At 53.0% G+C, this 18,228-nt stretch carries 18 protein-coding genes, 1 pseudogene and 2 riboswitches; of the genes and pseudogenes, 12 read left to right on the forward strand and 7 right to left on the reverse strand.

Annotated features, from left to right (window positions below; translation table 11 throughout):
- The first annotated feature begins 465 nt into the window (after positions 1–465).
- The 12 genes from BUB44_RS00915 (at position 466) to BUB44_RS00965 (ending at position 13,308) form a co-directional block, all read left to right on the forward strand.
- Positions 466–810 carry a hypothetical protein gene (locus tag BUB44_RS00915; protein ID WP_073162505.1) on the forward strand — a complete coding sequence of 115 codons (345 nt, stop codon included), beginning with the start codon at positions 466–468 and terminating at the stop codon, positions 808–810.
- A 128-nt stretch (positions 811–938) separates the two neighbouring features.
- A complete protein-coding gene (locus BUB44_RS15935; protein ID WP_278247924.1) occupies positions 939–1,064 on the forward strand; it encodes a hypothetical protein in 126 nt (41 codons plus the stop codon).
- Between the two features lie 347 nt (positions 1,065–1,411).
- The gene (locus BUB44_RS14940) at positions 1,412–2,077 is read left to right on the forward strand and encodes a hypothetical protein (protein ID WP_083543019.1); all 666 of its coding nucleotides are present in this window, start codon (positions 1,412–1,414) and stop codon (positions 2,075–2,077) included.
- A 409-nt stretch (positions 2,078–2,486) separates the two neighbouring features.
- The gene (locus BUB44_RS00925; protein ID WP_114362040.1) at positions 2,487–2,750 is read left to right on the forward strand and encodes a metal-sensitive transcriptional regulator; all 264 of its coding nucleotides are present in this window, start codon (positions 2,487–2,489) and stop codon (positions 2,748–2,750) included.
- A 330-nt stretch (positions 2,751–3,080) separates the two neighbouring features.
- On the forward strand, positions 3,081–5,639 hold the full coding sequence (locus tag BUB44_RS00930) for a heavy metal translocating P-type ATPase (RefSeq protein ID WP_073162680.1): 2,559 nt from the start codon (positions 3,081–3,083) through the stop codon (positions 5,637–5,639).
- Positions 5,640–5,694: 55 nt separating this feature from the next.
- Positions 5,695–5,898 carry a hypothetical protein gene (locus BUB44_RS00935; protein WP_073162507.1) on the forward strand — a complete coding sequence of 68 codons (204 nt, stop codon included), beginning with the start codon at positions 5,695–5,697 and terminating at the stop codon, positions 5,896–5,898.
- Between the two features lie 18 nt (positions 5,899–5,916).
- Positions 5,917–6,669: a heparan-alpha-glucosaminide N-acetyltransferase gene (locus BUB44_RS00940; RefSeq protein ID WP_073162509.1), complete on the forward strand. Its 753-nt coding sequence runs from the start codon at positions 5,917–5,919 to the stop codon at positions 6,667–6,669.
- A 79-nt stretch (positions 6,670–6,748) separates the two neighbouring features.
- Positions 6,749–6,812: riboswitch (Fluoride riboswitch) on the forward strand.
- Between the two features lie 60 nt (positions 6,813–6,872).
- On the forward strand, positions 6,873–8,045 hold the full coding sequence (locus BUB44_RS00945; protein ID WP_073162511.1) for a cation:proton antiporter: 1,173 nt from the start codon (positions 6,873–6,875) through the stop codon (positions 8,043–8,045).
- A 127-nt stretch (positions 8,046–8,172) separates the two neighbouring features.
- Positions 8,173–8,604: a universal stress protein gene (locus BUB44_RS00950; RefSeq protein ID WP_073162513.1), complete on the forward strand. Its 432-nt coding sequence runs from the start codon at positions 8,173–8,175 to the stop codon at positions 8,602–8,604.
- Positions 8,605–8,613: 9 nt separating this feature from the next.
- A riboswitch (Fluoride riboswitch) is annotated at positions 8,614–8,675 on the forward strand.
- An 82-nt stretch (positions 8,676–8,757) separates the two neighbouring features.
- Positions 8,758–10,530 carry a dynamin family protein gene (locus BUB44_RS00955; protein WP_073162515.1) on the forward strand — a complete coding sequence of 591 codons (1,773 nt, stop codon included), beginning with the start codon at positions 8,758–8,760 and terminating at the stop codon, positions 10,528–10,530.
- A 298-nt stretch (positions 10,531–10,828) separates the two neighbouring features.
- Complete coding sequence (locus tag BUB44_RS00960; RefSeq protein WP_242655781.1) at positions 10,829–12,013, forward strand: MFS transporter; 1,185 nt, start codon at positions 10,829–10,831, stop codon at positions 12,011–12,013.
- A gap of 158 nt (positions 12,014–12,171) precedes the next feature.
- Positions 12,172–13,308: an AAA family ATPase gene (locus BUB44_RS00965; protein WP_242655783.1), complete on the forward strand. Its 1,137-nt coding sequence runs from the start codon at positions 12,172–12,174 to the stop codon at positions 13,306–13,308.
- A 24-nt stretch (positions 13,309–13,332) separates the two neighbouring features.
- On the opposite strand, the pseudogene BUB44_RS16075 reads toward BUB44_RS00965, so the two are convergent.
- From BUB44_RS16075 to mtaB, 7 genes and pseudogenes are all read right to left on the reverse strand, one after another.
- Positions 13,333–13,539, reverse strand: a pseudogene (locus tag BUB44_RS16075) ((2Fe-2S)-binding protein); the annotation flags it as partial.
- A gap of 44 nt (positions 13,540–13,583) precedes the next feature.
- Entirely contained in the window at positions 13,584–14,324 is a 741-nt protein-coding gene (locus tag BUB44_RS00970) for a hypothetical protein (protein WP_073162518.1), read from the reverse strand.
- A gap of 3 nt (positions 14,325–14,327) precedes the next feature.
- Positions 14,328–15,344 carry a flotillin-like protein FloA gene (gene floA / locus BUB44_RS00975; protein WP_073162519.1) on the reverse strand — a complete coding sequence of 339 codons (1,017 nt, stop codon included), beginning with the start codon at positions 15,342–15,344 and terminating at the stop codon, positions 14,328–14,330.
- An 84-nt stretch (positions 15,345–15,428) separates the two neighbouring features.
- Positions 15,429–15,929, reverse strand: a complete 501-nt coding sequence (locus tag BUB44_RS00980; RefSeq protein ID WP_027355559.1) for an NfeD family protein — start codon at positions 15,927–15,929, stop codon at positions 15,429–15,431.
- 169 nt (positions 15,930–16,098) lie between these two features.
- Positions 16,099–16,275, reverse strand: a complete 177-nt coding sequence (rpsU, locus tag BUB44_RS00985) for a 30S ribosomal protein S21 (protein WP_013823688.1) — start codon at positions 16,273–16,275, stop codon at positions 16,099–16,101.
- A 221-nt stretch (positions 16,276–16,496) separates the two neighbouring features.
- Complete coding sequence (locus BUB44_RS00990) at positions 16,497–16,841, reverse strand: histidine triad nucleotide-binding protein (protein WP_027355560.1); 345 nt, start codon at positions 16,839–16,841, stop codon at positions 16,497–16,499.
- Positions 16,842–16,917: 76 nt separating this feature from the next.
- Complete coding sequence (gene mtaB, locus BUB44_RS00995) at positions 16,918–18,228, reverse strand: tRNA (N(6)-L-threonylcarbamoyladenosine(37)-C(2))-methylthiotransferase MtaB (protein ID WP_027355561.1); 1,311 nt, start codon at positions 18,226–18,228, stop codon at positions 16,918–16,920.

Raw genomic sequence — 18,228 nt, forward strand, 5'->3', positions numbered from 1 at the left:
CCTGATAATTCCAATGTAGCAGAAAATCAGGCTGTTGTAATCACTTCTTTCTATTTTCATGATTGGTTGTGCCTTCAAGGCATGGCCGGTTAGCATGAGACCTCACACTCCTTTTTGGGGTGTTTTGGCGCGCGAGGTCTCATTTCTTTTTCAAGGGGCTGATCCCCTTCTGGTGCCTACTGAAATTTTACACGGCCCAAAGGTATCCACAAAAAATTTTACCTTTACTAAACCTGTGGCAACCTTCTTGTAGCTTAGTAGTAAGTTTTTCATAAGTTAAAATTTTTATTATCTTAGAATTTAATGAATATTTACAAATTATATTTATTGACAGATATTTCATTTTTATGTACTATTTCCATAGTATGATGAAGAGGGTAAAGTTTACATGCAGCCACATTGCTCACCAATATCGGACCTTACCGTTGGCCGCCATTCTGCTCCGGCCAATGCTCGGATGTGGAATTGGCCCCCAGGCTGATGAGCGAAGCATGTAAGGAACATGAAAGGCTTTATGGTTTCCGCCCGAAGTATTACTTAATGGACGCTGGCTATGACTCCGGGGACATGTATAATGCCCTGGACCTGAAAGGCCAGATAATCATAAAACTGAATAAGCGAAATCAAAAGGAACCGCCCCAGGGATTCAATGAAAAATTTTTACCCCTGTGCCCGGCAAGTCAGCCCATGGTTTACTGGGGTTCAGACAAAAAGCACATGGCCATAAAGTTCCGCTGTCCCAAAGCTGCCGGTCGACAGGTGGAGTGTGAGGGCCAGTGCTGGTGCCTAACCCTTATGGGCTGGCGGTAAGGTTTTGCGTAACCGATAACCCCCGCTTGCTTTCCTGCCCTCACCGGGGCAGCGAAAACTGGCAGAGGCTTTACAGCCAGCGAACCTCTATCGAGCGCTGATTTGCGCTGTTAAAAGAACACCTGTATATGGACAAAATGAACCGGCGGGGAATCGATAATGCTTTTACAGATGTGATGCTCTGCTTGATCACCTTCCTTGCCGGTACACTGGCACAACTGAAAATCGAGCAGCAAACCTGCAAGGCTGCTTAATTCCTGTTAGTTAAGAGAGCGCCAGAAAATGAAACCAGATTTTGAAAGGGGTGATCTGTCCTTTTTTAGCTGCCTTTTATTGTCAGATTAAGTTGTTGACCATTTGAAACCCATAGTTCAGGGGTGATTTCCCATTTTTGCTCCTCAGAAGTTATTTCTTACCAGCTCGGAATTTGAATTTTATAGGTTACACTAGTAATTGATATTAATTAAACAATGCAATCAATTCGATATTTGGGGAGGTGATCAAAAGCTAACTCCATAAAGAGATAGACTATATCATCTTCGACATCAAGAATTACACCAACATAAAATTTGGTTAACTTTTTTATTAGGAGGAGATTCTTATGTTTAGAAAAATCTCGCTTATTTTAGCGATTATAACTTCTGTGTTTATGTTTTGCGGTTACGCTTTTGCGTCAGAAAGTGCACCATTTAAATCGATTACTTTATCTCCCGGCGAATATGAATCAAAAATCATTGAGGATAAAGGTATTCAAGAGATTACTATAAAAAACGGAAAGAAATTTTTGGAAAAAACCGGCTATGATATTCCCCATAATTGCAAAGATGTTGAAGTAATTATCCAGAAACCACTTAATGACAAAAAGACTAATAATACAATTATATCAGATACAACTGCTCAAGCTACCGGTTATACAATTATACCGTATGGTTATACCGAACAAGTTGATTATGGTAACCTACTTGGTAAAACAGCAGGAAGCACTGGTACATTAACATTATCAATATCAAAAACTATAAGTGCAAAATATTCATGCACCGTTTCAGTCTCGGCACAAGTAATAAGTTCAGCGGTGGGTTTTGACGTTACGAGTTCATATACTGTAACGAATAGTTGTAGTGCTGATACTAATGGACGATATACTGAAATTAGAGGCTATCCAATATATGGCATAACTGATTATGAGGTATATTATAACGGAGTTTACAAAGGCTACGGCTGGGCGGCTAAGCCAATAGGCGTCTTGTTTGTTGTGGTACGTTACTAACTATATAAATAACCGGCACCTTATGCCAGGGGTGCCGGTTTTATGTTTACCTGGGTAATGGGCGCCAATTTGGTTATTAAAGTCCACCGTAGTCGCCAGCAGCACTAGTTTGTTAGTCAAAGACAAGGGTGCCCACCACGAGGTGGGGCCCTAAGGAAGTCAGAGGCAAAGCCACGGGTCGATAAACAAGAACCCCATATGTGCTCTATACTCTCGAAAGTGTAGTTTTTTCCGGTTTACGGCGTCTTGCTACTAACACGGAAGCACCATTATCACCACCAACCTGGAGTTTACCAAGCGCAAACCGAGCGCACTAAAAAATCCTTCTTGACACCAACCCTCCCTTCCTGATATATTTTTTATAGGATACCCCAGTAGGGTAGATAGTGAGTGATCTGGTTTGTCCTATGTGGAAAGAAACAAGGAAGACCTCTTAAGCCGCCTCAAAAAAATTGAGGGGCAGATTCGCGGCATTCAAAAGATGATTGAGGAAGACCGCTACTGTGTGGATATCCTCCTGCAAATCAGTGCCACCCGGGCGGCACTGCAAAAGGTGGCCCTCTCCCTTCTGCGGAGTCACACCCGGGGTTGCGTGGCCCGGGCCATCCGCCAGAACCGGGGTGACGAGGTCATCGATGAGCTCATGCAGGTACTGGATCAGTTCACCAGATAACCGGCGTCCAGCGCCGGGCAGGAAAGGAGGGTCAACCCGCGTGCTGAGAAAACGTTACATGCTGCGTCCCGTAGCTCATTGTAAAGGCGGCTGCTGAATACAGTCCCGGGCAAGACGGTAAACTGCCCGCGTAAAAGCCCGCAGGGAAAAAACTGCGGGTTTCTTAATTTAAAAGTGAGGGCGCGGGACATTCTAAAGAAAAATAAATATTGACTTTAAATAATATTGACTTTTTCCAAAGGACAGGGTTAAGATTAAGTAAATACCCTACAGGGGTACAGTAGAAGAAAACGGGAGAGGCTGCCGGTGCCGGTTAAGGAGGAAAAAATTATGAAACAAATCAGCATTCCCGTGGAAGGGATGACCTGCGCCGCCTGCGTGGCTAGGGTGGAACGGGCCTTGAAAAACACCCCCGGGGTAGCTGACACAGCGGTTAACCTGGTCACCGGGAAGGTCAGTATAACATATGACCCGCAAAAGGTATCCGTGGAACAGCTGGTCAAGACCATCCGGGAACTGGGCTACCAGGTACCTACCGGGGAAATACACCTGACCGTAAGGGGCATGAGCTGCGCGGCCTGTGTGGCCCGGGTGGAACGGGCAGTTTCCGGGCTGCCCGGGGTATTAAATGTAGCCGTTAGCCTTCCCGCGGAATACGCCCGGGTAACCTTTTACCCGGGAACGGTAACACCCGCCCAGATTAGGGAAGCAATCGCCGGTCTGGGCTACGAGGTGGCCGAGAAAGCCACGGGACAGGAAGCCCTGGATCGGGAAAGGCAGGCCCGCCGGCAGGAAATCCATCGCCAGGCCCGGAACATGTGGGTTGCCTGGCCCCTATCCCTCCTGGTAATGCTGGGCATGTTCCGGGACGTGTGGATTCTCCCCCGTTTTGTACCCGAGTTTATGGGCAATACCCTCTTCTTGTGGGCGCTGACCACCCCGGTGGTTTTCATCGCCGGCTGGCAGTTCTTCGTGCACAGCTTCAACGGCCTAAAGAAGGGCGCCACCGATATGAACCTTCTCTATGCCACGGGAATAGGAGCTGCTTATATCATCGCCACCATTAACACTTTCTGGCCCGGGGCCGGCTTTGGGGGCAAAGGGGCCACCTTTTTTGAATCGGCCGCCCTGTTAACCGCCTTTATCGTCCTGGGCCGCTACCTGGAAGCCCTCACCCGGGGGCGTGTCTCCGAAGCCATTCGGAAGCTGCTGAACCTGCAGCCCAAAACCGCCCGGGTGATCCGGGAAGGCCGGGAGATGGAAATTGCCGCCCTTGATGTGGTACCCGGCGATGTGGTTGTGGTACGCCCCGGGGAAAGTATCCCGGTGGACGGAAGGGTAATTGAAGGGCATTCGGCGGTGGACGAGTCCATGATCACCGGGGAAAGCATCCCGGTGGAGAAAAAGCCGGGTGACGAAGTAATTGGAGCCACCATCAACAAAACCGGTACCTTTAAATTTGAGGCCACCAGGGTTGGGCGGGATACAGCCCTGGCCCGGATCATCCGCCTGGTGGAAGATGCCCAGGCCACCAGGGCCCCCGTGCAAAGGCTGGCCGATCTGGTGGCCGGGCACTTCATTGCCGGAGTCCATGTGCTGGCGCTGGTCGTTTTCCTCTTCTGGTTTTTCTACGGTTACCATGCCTTTTTCCGGCCGGACAGCCACTTTATCCTGTCACCATACAGCCTGGCTCAAGTGGGGGTTTTCGGCTTTGCCCTGCTTCTGAGCGTAACCACCCTGGTCATCTCCTGCCCCTGCGCCCTGGGACTGGCCACCCCCAGTGCCATGATGGCCGGAACGGGAAAGGGGGCGGAAAACGGCATCCTCTTTAAAGGAGCCGATGCCGTGGAAGCTACAGCCGCCCTGCAGGCGGTGCTGTTTGATAAAACGGGCACCATTACCCGGGGCGAACCCTCCCTCACCAACGTCGTCCCTGCTCCGGGTTTTTCCCAAGAGGAGCTGCTGCGCCTGGCTGCTGCGGCGGAAAAAAATTCCGAGCACCCCCTGGGTGAAGCCATTGTCCGGGGAGCGGAAAAGGCCGGCGTAGCCGTTGAAGAAGCGGAGGAATTCGAAGCCATCCCCGGCCATGGCATCAAGGCCCGCTACCAGGGCCGCACGATATTGCTGGGCAACCGCCGGCTGATGGAAAGGGAAGGAGTGTCCATTGAAACCCTCCTGCCCTCTGTGAAATCCCTGGAGCAGGATGGTAAAACCGCCATGTTCCTGGCGGTGGACGGGCAGGCGGCCGGGGTAATTGCAGTGGCCGATACGATAAAAGAGCATGTGCCCCAGGCCATTGCCCGGCTGAAAAAAATGGGCATGCAGGTGATCATGATCACGGGGGACAACCGCCGCACCGCCGAAGCCATCGCTCGCCAGGCCGGCATTGAAAGCGTGCTGGCGGAAGTGCTGCCCCAGGACAAAGCGGAAGAAGTGCGCAGGCTGCAGGCCCGCGGCCTGCGGGTAGCCATGGTGGGAGACGGCATCAACGACGCCCCGGCCCTGGCGGCCGCCGATGTGGGCATGGCCATTGGTACCGGTACGGACATCGCCAAGGAGACGGGTGAGGTAATCCTGATCAAGGCAGATCTGCGGGACGTGGTTTCGGCCATTGAAATAGCCCGGGCGACAATGCGCAAGGTGCGGCAAAACCTGGCCTGGGCCTTTGTCTACAACAGCCTGGGCATTCCCATAGCCGCCGGCCTTCTCTACCCATCTACCGGGCTGATTGTAAGCCCGGAGCTGGCCGCCTTCTTCATGGCCATGAGTTCGGTTTCGGTAACCCTGAACACCCTGCTCCTAAAACGTTTTGTCCCCTCCATGAAGAGGGGACAAAGGAAAACACGGGGGGAGGCGGCACAACCATTACCCGGCCCGGCGCTACGGTAACGGCAAAACATGGGGGTTTAACACTTGAACCGGAACCGGAAAGGAGATGAAGATAATGAATAACCCCGCCCGCACGAGCGTCTTGATCTACACGGGCATTTCCCTGGCCGCCGCCCTTCTCTTTCTTCTGGCCACCTATGCCACGGGGATTTCCTACCCGGCCGTAGCCCGTATCGGGGGCGCCGTATGGGTTTTTATCCTGAGCATGATTATCACCATGCCCGTGGTTATTTCAAATGTGAATAAAAGGCACACTTAAACGGGAGGTATTATTAACATGCCCGCCACCGGCGCCGGTCCCGTTACTCTTAAGATTATTAAAGAAAAAACCACTACGAATCGCATCTGGGAAATCGACCTTTTCCGGGGAGTAGCCATCCTGCTAATGGTAACCTTCCATTTTCTTTACGACCTGGCGGAATTTTTTCACCTCCCTCTGGACTACCAGCAGGGGCTGATCTACTACACCGGAAAAGGAGCGGTCATCCTCTTCATCCTCGTTGCCGGAATAAGCTCTTTGTTCACTGCCAGCAACCTGCGGCGGGGGGTAAAAATCTTCCTCTGGGGCTTCGTCATTTACCTCGTGGTCGAAACAGTTATCCCCGGGAGCAACATCATTTTCGGCATCCTGCAATTCCTGGGGACAAGCATGATCCTGGCCCCCCTTTTCATGGGGCTGCCTTCACCGGTTTTAACGGTCCTGGGCGCCCTCATCCTGCTGGCCGGACGCTATACCGGCACCCTTACCTGGCCCCATAACTGGCTGGCCTGGCTGGGGCTGGTGAGGGGGGACTTCTTTTCCGTGGACTACTACCCCCTTTGCCCCTGGCTGGGAGTGTTCCTGTGGGGCATGTCCCTGGGAAAGACGTTTTACTCCTCCAGGCAAAGCCTTTTTCCCCACTCTCTCCTGCCCTTCCACCCGCTGGGCCGGTCCTTACAATTCCTGGGCCGGCATTCGCTGACCATCTACCTGGTACACCAGCCGGTGATTTTATTACTCCTGTACCTGTTTTTCCTGGCTGTAAAATAGTAGAGTGATCCTGTATCCGTATCAAGTAGTTTCTTATTGACACCTTCTGGCTGAACATGCTAATATAATTGTCAGACACAACACACCGGGCGATGGAGCTCGCCTTTAAGCGCCTCTTTCGGGCTAATAGCTCCTACCAGAGTCCAGTGGGATTCCGGTAGGAGCTTTTTTAATGCACTTTTCGAGAAAAGGAGGTATTTTCTTTGAACACGTGGCTTGAGGCGGCCACCTGGATTGGGCTGGCTCTGGCCGCCGGGTTGATTTCTGTACGCACCGGCATATCGGTGGCCATGGTGGAAATCATGGTGGGGGTAATTGGCGGCAATTACCTGGGACTGGAGGTAAATACCTGGGTTAACTTCCTGGCGGGATTGGGTGCCATCGTCCTCACCTTTCTGGCCGGAGCCGAAGTGGATCCGGCGGTGCTGAAAAGCAAGTTCAAGGAAAGCGTTTCCCTGGGTGTGGTAGGCTTTCTTTTTCCCTTCCTGGGGGCTTTTGCCTATGCCTACTACGTGGCCGGGTGGGACCTGCAGGCGGCGCAGATTGCCGGCATCGCCCTTTCCACCACTTCCGTGGCCATAGTGTACGCGGTCATGGTGGAAACGCGCCTGAACGAAACGGAACTGGGGCAAATCATCCTGGCCGCCTGTTTCATTAACGACCTGGGCACGGTGCTGGCCCTGGGTATACTCTTTGCCAACTATGACTACTGGATGCTCATCTTTATTGCGGCCACCGCGATTGTGCTGTTCTTAATGCCCAAAATCACACCCGCCTTTCAGGAGAGGTTCGGCCGCCAGGTAAGCCAGATTGAGGTAAAATACGTGCTTTTTGCCCTGCTGTTGCTGGGCGGGCTGGCCGGCAAGGCCAACAGCGAAGCCGTCTTGCCGGCCTACCTGCTGGGCCTGGCCCTGGCGGGTTTCTTTCAGAGGGAAAAAGAACTTTTGCAGCGCATGCGGGCCGCTGCCTTTGCCTTCCTCACCCCATTCTACTTCCTGAAAGCAGGTCTGTATGTTTCCCTGCCCGCCGTCGTAGGTTCCTTTGGGTTAATCTTGATCCTGCTGATGGTAAAAATGGTAAGCAAATTTGTTGGAATATGGCCCCTGACCAGGCTGTTCCGTTATAAGCACCGGGAAGGCATGTACACCACATTGCTCATGTGTACCGGCCTGACCTTTGGCACCATCTCGGCACTTTTCGGGTTAAGCCATCACTACATCGACCAGCAGCAGTACACCATACTGGTAACGGTAGTGATAGCCAGCGGGGTGATTCCCACCATTATCGCCCAGGCTTTCTTCCGGCCCCGGGTGGAGGCGGCCGAAGCCGGCGATGTAGTTTCCATCTCCGAACGTCGCCCGGTACCGGAGGAGTGAGGACTGTTTTTAGAATCCCCCGAGACACGTTTTCTGGAAGTCCCTGCCGAAAAAGAGGAGTTACTAGCGACTAAGATTATGAAAGCAATTTACCCGAAGGACGGGAGACTAACGAAAGGGTGAGATTATGTACCGCAAGATCATGGTGGCCTATGATGGTTCTCCCCACTCCAACAAGGCCCTGTCTGTAGGAATGGAGCTGGCCCGTTGCTGCGGGTGCGAGCTGCACGCGGTTGCCGTGGTAAACCTGCCGGACTATGCGGGCACCGTAGCAGAAGTAGACGACATGGTGACCAGGGCACGGGAATTTTACGAAAAGAAGCTGGGAGATGCAGTTTCCCGAGCGGCCGGTAAAAACGTAAAGCTGACCACGCACCTGATCTTCGGCCACGTGGGGGAAACCATCGTCCGTTTTGCCAGGGAGAACAACTTTGATCTGATCGTAGTGGGGACCCACGGCTGGAGCGCCATCAAAGAACTGGTCATGGGCAGCGTTTCTTCCTACGTAATCCATCACGCAGCGTGTGATGTGCTGGTGGCAAAAGGCAGGGAAGATTAATCCAAGAAACTGCTCCATGGCGATGGAGCTCGCCTGGAATGCCCGGAAAGGCTGATGGCTCCTACCAAAATCCAGTAAGGTGATGGTAGGAGTTTTTGTTCATTTTCCGGCATACTGCTCCCTTAAACACGGAAGCAAAGAGGTGATTGGTTGATGCTGGAACATTTTCGTGAGCAAAAAACACTGCTCACCAATGCAGTCGAACAATTGATCACTCTGGCTGAGGCCGGGGGAAACCGCTTTGCGGTGGACCTGCTCACCGAAAGCTTGGCCCGGGTTGCCTCAGAGACATTCACCCTGGTGGTGATGGGTGAGTTTAAGCGGGGCAAGTCGACCCTGATCAATGCCCTTGTGGGAACGCGCATCCTGCCTACCGCCATCGTACCTCTTACAGCGATCCCCACCTTTATACGCCATGGCCCGGAACCGCAGGCAACGGTCGTGTTCCTGGACGGACGAAGCGTAAAAGTACCCGTTGGAGCTATCGTGCAGTACGTAACGGAAAAAGAAAACCCCCGTAACATTAAAAAAGTGCGCGAAGTGGAGGTTATCTATCCCGCCCCTTTCCTGGCTGAAGGAATTATCCTGGTGGATACTCCCGGGGTGGGTTCGGCCTACACCCATAATACCGAAGCAGCTTACGGCTACCTGCCCCGGGCCGACGCGGCACTCTTTGTTATTTCGGTAGATGCACCGCTGGGCAAGGGAGAACTGGATTACCTGCGCGACGTCCGGCACCACGTGCATAAGCTCATATTTGTGCTCAACAAAATTGACATTGTCAGTCCGCATGACCTGGCGGAAGCTTTGGACTTCACCCGCAGGATGCTGCAGGAACAACTTCAGACTCAGGATATATTACTGGTCCCGCTTTCAGCCCGCCTGGCCCTGGAAGGAAAGGAGCAGAATGATGCAGAACGGCTGAAAACAAGCCGGATGACGGAACTGGAGAACCTGATAAACGATCTGATCAGGCGCCAGAAGGGAGCGCTCATTATTTCAGCCACGGCCTCGCGGGCGCTGCGCATCCTGAACGAACTGGAGCTGGGCCTGGAGCTCTGGCGCCGCGGTATGGAAGATTCCCTGGAAGAGCTGGAGAGGAAGATTGCCGCCTTTGAAGCGGAACTGGCCCATCTGGAGCAGGAACGGGAAGACAGCATCTACTTGCTTTACCGGGAGGTGGATAAGCTGGCCGCCAGGGTGGCGGAAGATATGGAAGCTTTTGAACACCGCGTGTTTCCTCAACTGGCCGGACAACTGGAGGATTTTATTGAGGATAATTACCCCAGGCATTCGGTGAAAGAAACTGCCGGCCTGGCCCAGGATTACATCAAGAAGATCATCCTGGGCGTGCTGGAAGAACAAAGGGAACGCGAAAAAGAAATAATGCAGCAGGAATTCGCCCGGGTGGCCCGGCGTTTCTTCAAGCGCATCGAAGATATAGTAGACCGCTTAATGGCTGCCTCGGCAGAAATTTTCCAGGTAGAAGTACATAAAACGGCTTATAAAGACTATATTCTGGGCGATCGCTATTTCTACTTCCACTTTTACGAACACCCCACCTTTATTCCCGCTTTTGAAGAATTGACCGTAGCATCTCTTTTACCAAAGGCATTGCTTAAAAAACACATCCTCACCAAAACCCGTGCCAGTTTGGCGGAGCTTTTGAACCGCAACTGCGGTAGAGTGCGGGCCGACCTGGTGGAGAGTTTAAAGGAAAAAGTACGCCAGGTGGCAGGTGAGCTGAGGTTACGCTCGGACGCCGTTGCCTTCAGCCTTAAAAACGCTTTGCAAAAAGCCCTTGAGGAAAAGAAAGCCAGTGTCGCCGAACAAGAAAAATCCCGTGCCAAATGCGAAGAGGAAAAACAAAAGCTCTCTATTTTAAGACAAAATCTAGAAGGCCTTTTGAAACTGGAAAATGATTGAAGAAGGCCCGGTTAGGAACGCGGGAGATCACCGGCTGTTTCCGGCCCGATTGCCGGGCAATGGCTTCGGGGCCTTACTTCTTGCTGGCGTGTTGATTCTGGAAACCCTTTCTCACGCTAAGCGCCGCGGCGCACGGAACAGGGCAGAGTTAGCTATTAGCGGTAACCTGGTATCGATAAGCTTCACCTTTCCACCTGAATGTATAAAGTGGTTGATTTAATTTTTCCCCGCCTGGATACCATTCAAGTTACAGATGGCTGTACCTACTGGAAGAGCAAACAGGAAAGGAGGACCTCTGATGGAACCTCATGGAGAAAAGAAAATGAATCACACCACCCGGAGAGCATTTAAATTTATCATCCTGCTGGGAATCGTTAGCCTCTTTTCAGACATGACCTATGAAGGTGCCCGCAGCATTACCGGTCCTTTCCTGGCAGTGCTGGGAGCTACCGGGACAATCGTTGGTTTCGTTGCCGGATTGGGAGAACTGCTGGGTTACGGTGTGCGGCTGTTTTCCGGTTATATAAGCGATCGTACGGGGAAATACTGGCCGATTACAATTCTGGGGTATTTTTTAAACCTCCTGGCGGTTCCTTTTCTGGCCCTGGCAGGCAACTGGCCAGTGGCAGCAGGTTTAATGATTACAGAAAGAGTGGGGAAGGCCATCCGCACTCCCGCCCGTGATGCCATGCTTTCTTACGCCACTTCGGAAGTTGGGAGAGGACGGGGATTTGGCCTTCACGAAGCTCTGGATCAAATTGGCGCCATTACCGGTCCTTTAATTGTAGCCCTGGTGTTATACTTTTTAAAAGGCAATTATAAAGCAGGATTTGCCGTTTTACTGGTGCCGGCTTCCGTAGCGCTAATAATCCTCATCGCTGCCAGGATTTTATATCCGGTCCCCCGAGAGCTGGAAGCAGCTCCAATCATGGTGGAAGGGAAAGGTTTGCCGTCAAAATTCTGGCTCTACCTGGCAGCCGTCGCCCTCATAGCGGCCGGCTATGTTGATTATCCTTTAATTGCCTTCCACCTGGGTAAGACTTCTCTGATTTCGCCCGCATGGCTTCCAGTACTTTATGCCATAGCAATGGCAGCCGATGCCCTGGCAGCTTTAATTTTTGGATACTTGTTTGACCGTACCGGAATCAATATTCTGGTCATAGCTGTACTGGTTTCATCCTCATTTGCACCCTTAGTGTTTTTGGGGGACTTTATAACAGTTGTAACAGGGATGGTAATCTGGGGCATTGGTATGGGAGCACAGGAATCGGTTTTAAGGGCAGCCATTGCCGGTATGATCCCCCCCGATAAGCGCGGGACTGCCTACGGGGTGTTCAATACCGGGTACGGCCTGTTCTGGTTCCTGGGCAGCGCCCTGATGGGGATTTTGTATGACCTGTCGGTAGGGTATGTGGTGGCATTTTCGGTGATAGTTCAGCTGCTGGCAGTATCAATGATGCTTTGGGTGGCGAAACGCAACTGATATTACCCTGATTTGAGGGTAACAGTTAATTTACGTATCGACATTCACGCCTCTTCGTTAAGTTTTTGCCGGGTTGACGGCCCGGCAGGCCGGCAATTTGACATATTACCTTACATGTAATATAATATTACATAGAAAGTAATATCTGTAATAGAGGTGTGCAACTTTTGCCCGGCAAATTATTTCCCGTCGGTGGTCCTGTTTCAGAAAAAGACATCGTGGACAGAGAGGATTTTATCACTTCCCTTCAAATCAGGCTGGGTGACGGACAGAGTGTGATGCTGGCCGGCCCCCGCAGAATAGGAAAAACTTCCATTGCTTACGAAGTTTTGAGACGATTGAAAGAGCAGGGTTTTTACACAGCTTCTGTAGACTTTTTCCGCCTTTCAAACAAACGAGAATTCGCTGTTTCTCTGATCAACGCCTGCCTGGAAAACAGAACGGGAATCCGCAAAACGCTGGATGTCCTGAAAGATCGTGCCAAAGCTATCGCCGGTATGGCGAAGTTGACAATTAAGCTTGAAGACCTGGAATTCGGTTTTGGTTTCCTCCACGGCGAGCCAGATGAAAACGCACTGCTGGATTACGCGCTGGATTTGCCGGAAATTCTTGCAACCCGCGATGGAAGAAATATGGTGGTCCTGTTTGACGAGTTCCAGGACGCTTCCCGCGTGGTCAGCCAGGAAGAAATCTATAAAAAAATGCGGTCACATTTCCAAAATCATAAGAACGTATCTTATCTTTTTCTTGGTTCCAAAGAAGGTATAATGAAAGCCCTGTTCAGCAACCGGAAAGAAGCCTTCTACCGCTTCGCCGTGATCCTTCCTATCCCTCCTATTCCCGAAGATTCATGGGTGACATATATCACCCGAAAATTTGCCGAACAAAATATTGAAGTGGATAGTGAAATTACCAGGGGAATTTTGCAAAAAACCGGCGGCCACCCCCAGGACACCATGCTCGTTTGTTCGGAAATTTACTACGCCCTCCTTGAAGCAGGAAAAAATACCGTAACTCCAAAGTTTGTTCAGCTGGGATACGACCGGGCTTTATTGATCCTGGCCCAAATTTACGACGAAATACTGGATGAGCTCAGCCAAAAATCTCATGTCCGCGAGGTGTTGAAGCGTATTGCCGCGGGAAACAGGGTGTATAGCCGGAAAGCCAATCCCAACGAAATCAAAAGAGCCCTGGATTACCTGATGGCCAAAGCAATCATCGAAAAAGACGGGCGCGGATCATATAGATTTGTTGAACCGATGTTTCAGGAATACATCCTGGGCGAACACCGGTAGAAAACCAGACCCCGTGCAATCACCGATTGCACCGCTGCCGTCGAAATAAGCTACGGGGCATTCCGGCGAGGTGCATAAATGGTAGGAATCTCCTGTTATCCGGGACAGTTTTTCATCGGCCACCAGACTGGATACAGTGATTACGCTTACAGGCAAGCCGGTGGTTCCGCAACGGGGGCAGGGTTTTCCCGGGCGGGCGGATAAACCGACCCCACAGATGTGGTTTTGCATAAGACGCACCCCCCCAATTGTAGCTTGATTTCGCCATAATGTTCCTACGACAGCCCTCTCCTTCTCCGGGCCCGCCGGCCACCCCGGGAATTCAGCACTTCGGAGAGGATTACCGCAGCGGCCAGGTTGCGTCTCGAAAGCAGGGGACATTGCACCGGCCGGGAGCAGGTTTCCCGGGTTTCCGGAAAAACCTGGTCCGCACCTTCAATTCCGGGAACGTCCCGTACGGGACGTTCCCGGCGGGCCTCACGCTTCGTTTCAGCCGTCCGTTCCCGTTCCGGTTTATGTTCTAAAGCGGGGTCAGGGCAGCACTCCTGTTGCTCCCGCCGGGACACACCGGCAGGTGCTTTGCGCACCCTTTCCCCGCCGGGCACCTGATCTTGCAGATCCCTTTCCCGTCTGTGCCAGGGGCGGGGAAACGGTCCTTCCTCCTGCCGGTTCCACGGGCCGGGGAGGGGAACATCCTCCGGAGCGGTTTCCCGGCGGTCCCACGGACCTGGCAGGGGTAAATCAGTCTCTTCCGGCCCGCGGCCCCAGGGCCCGGGCAAAGGCAGATCCTCCCCTTCCCTTCGACGGCTCCAGGGTCCCGGTAAAGGCAAATCTTCCTCCTCCCCGTAATTCCCCGGTTCCTTCATGGAATCATCCTGCTGTTTTTCACGTGCCTTTTGTTCTGGAAAAGGGGGTATAGAGCCCCCGGGATAACGCCGGCCGGACCTGCCGCGATCCCTGGCAAAGAGTGTCCAGAAAACAAACAGAAGAAAGGCCCAGAAAATAAGCGCTTCCATGGATTAGCGTTCCTTTCCTTTCCTGGAGGATTCACCGGGCTCACCGGGCTCGCCGCCCATCCTGGCCAGACCCTCGCGCATACGGGTATCGGCCAGCAGATTCTGCATGTTATAATAATCCATCACACCCAGTTTGCCCTGACGCAACGCCTCGGCCATAGCCCGGGGCACTTCCGCTTCCGCTTCCACCACCCGGGCGCGCATTTCCTCCACCATGGCCCGCATCTCCTGCTCTTTGGCCACGGCCATGGCCCGCCGCTCTTCCGCTTTGGCCTGGGCAATGCGCTTGTCTGCTTCTGCCTGGTCGATTTGCAACTGGGCGCCGATGTTCCGCCCCACGTCCACGTCGGCAATGTCAATGGAAAGGATTTCGAAAGCCGTCCCGGCATCCAGGCCCTTTTCCAGCACGGTGCGGGAAATGGAATCGGGATTTTCCAGCACGTGCTTGTGGCTTTCCGCACTGCCCACTGTGGTCACCACGCCCTCGCCGACCCGGGCCAGGATGGTTTCCTCACCGGCACCACCCACCAGGCGGTCGATATTGGCCCGCACCGTAACCCGGGCGATAACCTTGACCTCAATACCGTCCTTGGCCACGGCGGATACCATGGGAGTTTGTATCACCTTGGGATTGACGCTCATCTGCACCGCTTCCAGGACATTGCGCCCGGCCAGGTCGATGGCCGCAGCCCGCTCAAAAGTGAGGGGAATGTCGGCCCGCTCGGCGGCAATGAGGGCATCCACCACCCGGTCCACATTACCCCCGGCCAGGTAATGGGCCTCCAGCTGGTTGACGGTCACATTGAGGCCAGCCTTGTCGGCCTTGATCAACGGGCCGACAATTTTTGCCGGCGGTACCCGCCGCAGGCGCATACCCACCAGGGTAATAATGCCGATTTTCACCCCTGCGGCCAGAGCGGAAATCCACAGCCCCACGGGGATGAAACTGAAAACCACCGTTATGCCTATTAAGAGAAGTAATAAAAAGATAATTGTGGAAAGTCCCAGCAAACTAAACATCAGGCACCTCCAAAATATAAAGTAGTTAAAAATATTTGCCCTTAGCAGAGTGGTTCTACTGGAAACCTGCCATATTCAGCACGGTTAACAGTAGTCTACCCGGCGTACCACCACCCGGTTTCCTTCCACCTGCACCACCTGCACTTTCGTTCCGGCCGGGATGTATTCCCCGCTGGTAACGACATCCAGCCGCCGACCGGCAATCTCCGCCGTCCCCGCAGGCCTCAAGGGAGTTAAGGCCACCCCCGCCTGGTGTACCAGTTGAACCAGCTCTTCCTGCCCGGCCGTATAACCCTTATCCTTCTCCTGCCTGGTGTTTAAAGTTAAACGTTGCCAGAAATTTAACCGGGACAGGAATTTGAGCCCCAGGAAAAATACCACTATGGTGAGGGCCAGGGCCACCACCAGTGCAGCCGTGGCCTGGGTAAAGTCCACGGCCAGCAGCAATACCCCCCAGGCCAGGAGAATTATCCCGGCCACTCCCGCCACACCGAAACCCGGAAACACGAAAATTTCCAGCACCAGGGCAATTATCCCCAGTAAAAATGCCAGCACCGACAACCAGGTAAAAAATTGACCGGACATTATTTATGGATCACCCCATCCGTCAGGGCGCCGGGGTAGATCCACGGCGCGGGTACCAAACTGTTAAAGGTGTAAAATTACCCGGCGCTCTTTACTACAGCACCGGGCTTCTCCTGCCGATGTTATACGTGCGTGTAAATTTTCCTAGTTACCGGCCCGGCCAGATAAATTAACGGTACTTGCGCCTTCTGGCCGCTTCGGATTTTTTCTTCCGCCGCACACTGGGTTTTTCGTAATGCTCATGTCGCCTGGCTTCCGCTAGGACGCCAGCTTTCTGACAGGAACGCTTGAAACGACGGAGGGCACTATCCAGAGTTTCATTTTTACCGACACGAACTTCCGGCACTGCTCTTTTCCCTCCCTCCGCCAGGCTGTTAGGCTGTTCATAAGACTGAAAAAACCCCCAACCTGAAATTGCAAAATACCATGTCATTATAGACTGATTCCCACCATTAAGTCAACCGGGTTAGAACCCCGTGTTGTCCCCACTTTCCGGTTATCCCGTACCCTTGCTCCTGCTCGCTCCGGCAAGCTTTGCAGGTCAAAATCGCCCCGGGCCCTGAACGCTTAACCCGGCGGCCACTGCAGGGTCCTGCCCCCCAGCAGGTGATAATGAATATGGAAAACCAGCTGCCCGGCATCTTCCTTGCAGTTGCTGACCAGGCGAAAACCTTTTTCTTCCAGGTTTAACTGCCGGGCAACCCGGCCTGCTACCAGCTGCACATGCCCGATCAGGGAAACGTCATCTTCTGTCAGATCAAAGAAGGTAGGTATGTGTTTTTTGGGAATGAGCAAGAGGTGGACAGGAGCCGCCGGCTGGATATCTTTAAAAACCATTACCTGCTCATCTTCATAAACAATCTCGGCCGGGACTTCCTTGCGCACAATCCTGCAGAAAATGCAATCCTGCACCGTACCACCTCCCTCCCGTAAAAAGTGGCGCAATAACCTATTCAACATCTAAAGTTATTAATCCTGCAGGTAAGGCTTAAATTATCCATCCTTTCAGGTCCGGGCCCCGGGCTTCCGCCACCTTAACCGTTACCAGCTGACCCACAACGTCTTCCCGGGAAGGGAAGCTAACCCGCAGGTAGTTATCGGTCAACCCGGTGTAAAAGCCCTGCATCCCCGGCAGCTCTTCTTCCACCAGTACCTTAACCTCACGGCCGATATGGCTGGCGGCAAAAGAACAGGCCAGCTCTTCCCCCAGGGCAATCAGGCGCCGGCTTCGCGCCTCTTTTACCGGAGCACTTACCTGGTCGGGAAATGATGCTGCAGCCGTACCCCGGCGGGGTGAATACTTGAAGACATGCAACCGGGCGAAAGCCATTTCCCGCACAAAATTAAAGGTATTTTCAAACTGGCTATCGGTTTCCCCGGGAAAGCCAACGATGATATCCGTGGTAATCGCTACTCCCGGTAGTCTCTCCCTCACCTTCTGCACCAGTTCCCGAAACCAGCCTGTGGTGTAGTGACGGCGCATACGGGCCAGGACTGTATCATCACCGCTCTGCAAAGGAATATGGAGGTGGCGGCAAATATTGGGACTGGTAGCCATAACATCCACCAGTTTATCCGTTATATCCATCGGTTCCACGGAACTGAGGCGCAGGCGTAACAGCCCCGGTATCAATGCCAGCTGTTCCATTAAACCGGCCAGGTCAAGGCTGCCGGGTTTATCCTGACCGTAAGCGCCGGTATGAATACCGGTGAGCACCAGCTCCTTAAAACCCCCGGCCACCAGTTCCCTGGCTTCGGCCAGCACCTTTTCCGGATCCCGGCTGCGCAACGGCCCCCGGGCATAGGGAATGATGCAGTAAGCACAATAGTTATTGCATCCTTCCTGAATCTTCAAGAAAGCCCTGACCCGGGACGGCAGGGCCGGCACGGGCGGGTCCTCAAAATCTACATCCTGAAAGACATCTCGCACCACGGCCCCGGGCTGCCGCTCACCTTCGAGCAGTTCCTCTACCAGATCCACAATGCGGAACTTATCCCGGGTTCCAACCACCAGGTCCACGCCGGGAATGGACAGCACCTCTTCTGGCGAAATCTGGGCATAACAGCCGGTTACCACCAGGCGGGCCCGGGGGTTTCTGCGCGCAGCCCTCCGGATAAGCTGCCTTGACTTGCGATCTCCCAGATGGGTAACCGTACAGGTGTTGATAATATAAATATCCGCCGGTTCATTAAAATCCACCACTTTATAACCCCGTTCCCGGAAAAGGGTGGCCAGGGCTGAGGATTCGTATTGATTGACCTTGCATCCCAGCGTGGTTACAGCTACCGTCCTGGTCAT

The organism is Desulfofundulus australicus DSM 11792 (genome assembly GCF_900129285.1).
GTDB classification, from domain to species: domain Bacteria; phylum Bacillota; class Desulfotomaculia; order Desulfotomaculales; family Desulfovirgulaceae; genus Desulfofundulus; species Desulfofundulus australicus.

Coding starts and splice junctions, on each gene's coding strand:
- BUB44_RS00980 (WP_027355559.1), bottom strand. CDS start 15,929: ATGTCCGGTCAATTTTTTACCTGGTTGTCGGTGCTGGCATTTTTACTG.
- BUB44_RS00950 (WP_073162513.1), top strand. CDS start 8,173: ATGTACCGCAAGATCATGGTGGCCTATGATGGTTCTCCCCACTCCAAC.
- floA (WP_073162519.1), bottom strand. CDS start 15,344: ATGTTTAGTTTGCTGGGACTTTCCACAATTATCTTTTTATTACTTCTC.
- BUB44_RS00935 (WP_073162507.1), top strand. CDS start 5,695: ATGAATAACCCCGCCCGCACGAGCGTCTTGATCTACACGGGCATTTCC.
- BUB44_RS00940 (WP_073162509.1), top strand. CDS start 5,917: ATGCCCGCCACCGGCGCCGGTCCCGTTACTCTTAAGATTATTAAAGAA.
- mtaB (WP_027355561.1), bottom strand. CDS start 18,228: ATGACCAGGACGGTAGCTGTAACCACGCTGGGATGCAAGGTCAATCAA.
- BUB44_RS00930 (WP_073162680.1), top strand. CDS start 3,081: ATGAAACAAATCAGCATTCCCGTGGAAGGGATGACCTGCGCCGCCTGC.
- BUB44_RS00970 (WP_073162518.1), bottom strand. CDS start 14,324: ATGGAAGCGCTTATTTTCTGGGCCTTTCTTCTGTTTGTTTTCTGGACA.
- BUB44_RS14940 (WP_083543019.1), top strand. CDS start 1,412: ATGTTTAGAAAAATCTCGCTTATTTTAGCGATTATAACTTCTGTGTTT.
- BUB44_RS15935 (WP_278247924.1), top strand. CDS start 939: ATGGACAAAATGAACCGGCGGGGAATCGATAATGCTTTTACAGATGTG.
- BUB44_RS00960 (WP_242655781.1), top strand. CDS start 10,829: ATGGAACCTCATGGAGAAAAGAAAATGAATCACACCACCCGGAGAGCA.
- BUB44_RS00955 (WP_073162515.1), top strand. CDS start 8,758: ATGCTGGAACATTTTCGTGAGCAAAAAACACTGCTCACCAATGCAGTC.